This is a genomic window from Ferruginibacter sp., assembly GCF_031430955.1.
GTDB lineage: Bacteria > Bacteroidota > Bacteroidia > Chitinophagales > Chitinophagaceae > Ferruginibacter.
This window is the reverse complement of record NZ_JANPCM010000697.1, coordinates 1-4,407: the sequence shown is the minus strand read 5'-3', so window position 1 is coordinate 4,407 and position 4,407 is coordinate 1. Positions and strand designations below refer to the sequence as shown.

Genomic DNA, 4,407 nt, shown 5'->3' with positions numbered 1-4,407 from the left:
TCACTTTCTTCTGCATCTGAGAAATAAGTAATGGCCTGTGGCACTGTTATTAATAAATTTTGGGTGGAATATTTTTCTTTATGAAATTGTATAAAATCGGCGACGGAAAAATGCTGCAGCAGCTCTGCAATATCCCAAAAGTCTTTCTTTTTTCCCCTGCCCAAAATGGCCTGCACTTTCATGGCAATAATATCTTCGGTGGAGAACATCCTTATGCCCTCAATATTTAATAAGGGCCTGATTAAAATATGAGGATGGCGGATGATGTCAATTTTTACATTATCTACAAAACAAAAAATACCAAAACGGGGAGGTTTCTCTTCCATAATAAATTTATCGAGAAATTTATTCTTTAATGCTTCAACAACAGTTGTATTCTCAAATGGTATATTTGAAAATAAATCTAAATCCACAGATACACGGTGGCCATATATAAGTGACAGTGCGGTGCCGCCAACTAATGAAAAGTGTTGCAGCTCCGGCATTTTTATTAGTTTTTCTAATACGGAAAAAGTGTTGGGTTCAACTGTCTCAAGGTGTAGCATCTAAAGTCTTTTAGCGGTCTGTTAATTACTGCGCTTGCCAGGTACATTCTTGTTTCCGGTAAAAATTTTGCATTCAGCAAAGCTTCTGTAACTTTTTCATCGCCATAGAAGCGGCGGCAATTTCTTATATCCTCCACATCGCCACGCTCAAAAACACGTTCTATTACAAAGTTGGCTTTTGCATCGTAGTCGATGTTTTCAAAAACCACATCCCAAAAAATACGTTTATTAAATACAGGTTTTAGTTTTTCTGCCATATTATAAAGATACAACAGAATTTATTTATCAATCTTCATGAGACAAAGTCTCAAAACCATTGCACCCCCGTTGGAGACCATTATGAGTTAATCCATCACTTCATACACATTCATGACAGCGGCTTTGTTTTTTAAACTTACTTCACCCACTTTTTTACAATTAAAAGATTCTTTTACTTTTTGATAGGCAGCTTCATTAATGATGATCTGGTTTTCTTTTGCAACAGATTGTAAACGTTGTGCAATGTTTACGGTATCGCCTATAACGGTGTAATCTAAACGGCGCAGGCTGGCTGCACCAATATTGCCCGAAATCATTTCGCCGCTGTTAATACCAATAGAAACTTTTGGTGTAAAAGAAATATGATTTACTAATGGAGGTAATTTTTCAATTTGTGTTCTTACAGCAAGGCAGGCATCAATGGCTTTATCTAAATGATAATCGCCACGGAAAACCGCCATTACCGCATCGCCTATAAATTTATCAATATACCCGCCCTGTGCAATAATTTCTTTTACCATTACATCAAAATACTTGTTCAATAATTTTACAACAGTATCGGGTGTTTCGTTTTCGCTGATGGAAGTAAAGCTGCAGATATCAATAAAAACCACTGTGGCTTCTACTATTTCATTAGCCACTAATGAAGATTCAAATTCACGGCTGCCCATAAAATTGAGAACCGTTTCATCTACATACATCCTTAAAATGTTATTTTCTTTTATTGCTTTTAATGTTTCTTTTATTTGTAAAACATGGTGAATTGTTTTTTCCATGGTTACCGAAAGGTCTTCAAAATTAATGGGCTTGGTAATAAAATCGAATGCACCACGGTTCATAGCAGTGCGTATGTTTTCCATATCGCCGTAGGCAGAAACAATTACCGATTTTATTAACGGGCTCGATTCGCTCATGCGGCTCAGCAATGTTAGCCCATCCATCTCCGGCATATTAATATCACTTAATAAAATATCAATATCGGGGTGCTGCTGAATTTTATCCAGTGCATCGTTACCATTTACAGCAAAAACAAATTCATATTGCTGCTCCCGTATTTTTTGACGGAATTTTTGTTTGATGAGCATTTCCAGATCAGCCTCATCATCGGCTACTAATATTTTTGCCATCAGTTGGTGGGTTTAAGTTTTTCTTTTAATGCTGTAAAATCAACCGGTTTGGTTAAAAAATCATCGGCACCCAGTTCTTTTGCCATGTTAAAATTTTCTGCATCGCCATAAGCCGTTATCATCATTACTACCGGTGGTGGCTTGTGGTATTTTTGTTTGATGTGTTTCAGCAGTTCCAGTCCGCTCATGCCCGGCATGTTTATGTCGGATAAAATTAAAACAGCTTCATGTTCATGCTGGTTTAAATAAATAAGTGCATCTTCTCCTGAAAAAGCGAAAATAAAATCCATTTCATTGCTTCTTATTTCCTTTCTAAAACGTTGTTCAAAAAGTGTCTGTACATCTTTTTCGTCATCAACTACTAAAATTTTCATTCGATTTATTTAAGGTTTATGCTGGTAAATGAATGGTAAACTGCGTGCCTTGGTCAACTTTAGTTTCTACTTTTAATTCGCCGCCATGTGCTTTAATAATATCGTAACTAATGCTTAAGCCTAAACCTGTTCCTTCACCCGTAGGTTTGGTGGTAAAAAAAGGTTGAAAAATTTTATCTACTACTTTTTGCGGAATACCGCTGCCGTTATCTTTTACTGAAATTAAAATTTTGCCCTCATCCGCTGAAGGGGAGCTGAGCTTTTGTGTAGTTACAGATACTGTTGGTTCGTAGGTTTCACCCTCCTTTAGGGGATTGGGGCTTTTCTTTTTTTCTGCAACAGCATAAAAAGCATTGGTAATTAAATTTAAAATTACCCTGCCAATATCCTGCGGAATGATGTTGATATTACCAATGCTTTCATCATAATCTGTTTTTAATGTGGCATTAAAAGATTTATCTTTTGCCCTTAAGCCATGATATGCTAAGCGTAAATATTCATCGGCCAATGCATTAATATCGGTGGGTTCTTTTTGTCCGCTGCTTTTGCGGCTGTGCTGCAGCATACCTTTTACAATAGCATCGGCACGTTTACCATGATGAATTATTTTTTCTTCATTATCTGTAACGTCTTTTGCTAATAGTTTTACTTCTTCATAATTGCCTTTTTCAATTTCCACATTCATTTCTGCCAGCAACTCTTTATTTACTTCGCTGAAATTATTTACAAAGTTTAATGGGTTTTGAATTTCATGAGCTATACCTGCAGTGAGTTCGCCAAGGCTGGCCATTTTTTCGGCCTGTATCAGTAATGCCTGTGTAGATTTTAATTTGTTCAACGTTTGCTCCAGTTCTTCTTTCTGTAAAGTGAGTGCGGCAGTACGTTCGGTTACCTGTATTTCTAATGCTGCTTTTATTTTTTCGTTGATCTGTATTTCCTTTTCTATCTCCAGTATTTTCTTTTTTTCATCATCCAGGGCTTTTCTTTGTTTTTTTGTAATGAGCCACATGGCCAGTATCCAAATAAAGGCAAACGAAGAAGCTGCACTAAAAACATTTCTCCATTGGGTATAAAATGGAATACTTATTAATTTGGTTACACTGGTAACAAATGAAATAACGATTAGTGGCAATACAGAATATATAACTGATCTGGCAGCAAAAAATTCTTTTTTAATGAGTACCCAATATACAAATGCAAATGCCAGTGCATGGCTTAACCAGGTTGCCACAGGTTTAATTTGCTTTATGGTTAAGCCTATTACTAATAATACAATGGCTGTACCCATTGCCATTACCAGCACCCTGTCTACCTGGGGTAATTGTTTTTGTGTTAGCAAGTTTTTACGCAGGTAGCGTACCAGTATTAAAATAAGTATGGGTTCTAATAACATAAATTTTATTGCAAAGCAGCTAGTTGCGGATAAAGTTAAAAACTATATGGGTAATAAAATAATAAACTCAGTTCCTTCTCCTTCCTTTGTTTCCACCTTCAATTCTCCGCCATGTGCTTTTACAATATCATAGCTTAAGCTCAACCCTAAGCCTGTGCCCTGCCCGGTTGGTTTTGTGGTAAAGAAGGGTTGAAAAATTTTGTCTAAAACTTTTTTTGGAATACCGCTGCCATTATCTCTTACTTTTATTTCTACCTTATCATTGATCTTTTTTGTACTTACTGAAACTGTTGGTTCGTATTGTTCAATGCCTGATTTTTTCTTTTCATCCACCACATAAAATGCGTTGGTAATTAAATTTAAAATTACCCTGCCAATATCCTGCGGAATAATGTTGATGTTACCAATTGTTTCATCAAAATCTGTTTTCATCGTTGCATTAAAAGATTTATCCTTTGCTCTTAGCCCATGATAAGCCAATCTTAAATATTCATCGGCCAGTTTATTAATATCGGTTGGTTCTTTTTTGCCACTGCCGCTACTGGAGTGCTGCAGCATTCCTTTTACAATTGCATCGGCACGTTTGCCGTGGTGGTTTATTTTTTCTTCGTTCGCAATTACATCATTTGCAATTTCTTTGGCATCTGCAATATTGCCTTTATCCATCTCGCCTTTCATCTCTACTAACAATTCTTTATTCACTTCCGAAA

Annotated in this window: 6 protein-coding genes; all 6 read right to left on the bottom strand. The window is 36.3% G+C overall.

Annotated elements, in window-relative coordinates:
• Nucleotides 1-485 (bottom strand): nucleotidyl transferase AbiEii/AbiGii toxin family protein (locus ACY65O_RS19940; RefSeq protein WP_462222613.1); only part of this gene is annotated, 485 nt, incomplete at its 3' end.
• A gap of 14 nt (nucleotides 486-499) precedes the next feature.
• Nucleotides 500-802, bottom strand: a complete 303-nt coding sequence (locus ACY65O_RS19935; protein WP_462222612.1) for a DUF6922 domain-containing protein — start codon at nucleotides 800-802, stop codon at nucleotides 500-502.
• A gap of 87 nt (nucleotides 803-889) precedes the next feature.
• Nucleotides 890-1,930 (bottom strand): adenylate/guanylate cyclase domain-containing protein, encoded by a 1,041-nt coding sequence (locus tag ACY65O_RS19930; protein ID WP_462222611.1) that lies wholly within the window; start codon nucleotides 1,928-1,930, stop codon nucleotides 890-892.
• On the bottom strand, nucleotides 1,930-2,304 hold the full coding sequence (locus tag ACY65O_RS19925; RefSeq protein WP_462222610.1) for a response regulator: 375 nt from the start codon (nucleotides 2,302-2,304) through the stop codon (nucleotides 1,930-1,932). The genes ACY65O_RS19930 and ACY65O_RS19925 overlap by 1 nt, the downstream gene beginning before the upstream one ends.
• 16 nt (nucleotides 2,305-2,320) lie before the next feature.
• On the bottom strand, nucleotides 2,321-3,697 hold the full coding sequence (locus ACY65O_RS19920) for a sensor histidine kinase (RefSeq protein WP_462222609.1): 1,377 nt from the start codon (nucleotides 3,695-3,697) through the stop codon (nucleotides 2,321-2,323).
• A gap of 42 nt (nucleotides 3,698-3,739) precedes the next feature.
• The coding region (locus ACY65O_RS19915; RefSeq protein WP_462222608.1) for a sensor histidine kinase at nucleotides 3,740-4,407 on the bottom strand (668 nt) is incomplete at its 5' end.

Excerpts from the sequence above, each read along its gene's own strand:
- ACY65O_RS19935 (WP_462222612.1), bottom strand. The coding sequence starts at position 802 with ATGGCAGAAAAACTAAAACCTGTATTTAATAAACGTATTTTTTGGGAT.
- ACY65O_RS19920 (WP_462222609.1), bottom strand. The coding sequence starts at position 3,697 with ATGTTATTAGAACCCATACTTATTTTAATACTGGTACGCTACCTGCGT.
- ACY65O_RS19925 (WP_462222610.1), bottom strand. The coding sequence starts at position 2,304 with ATGAAAATTTTAGTAGTTGATGACGAAAAAGATGTACAGACACTTTTT.
- ACY65O_RS19930 (WP_462222611.1), bottom strand. The coding sequence starts at position 1,930 with ATGGCAAAAATATTAGTAGCCGATGATGAGGCTGATCTGGAAATGCTC.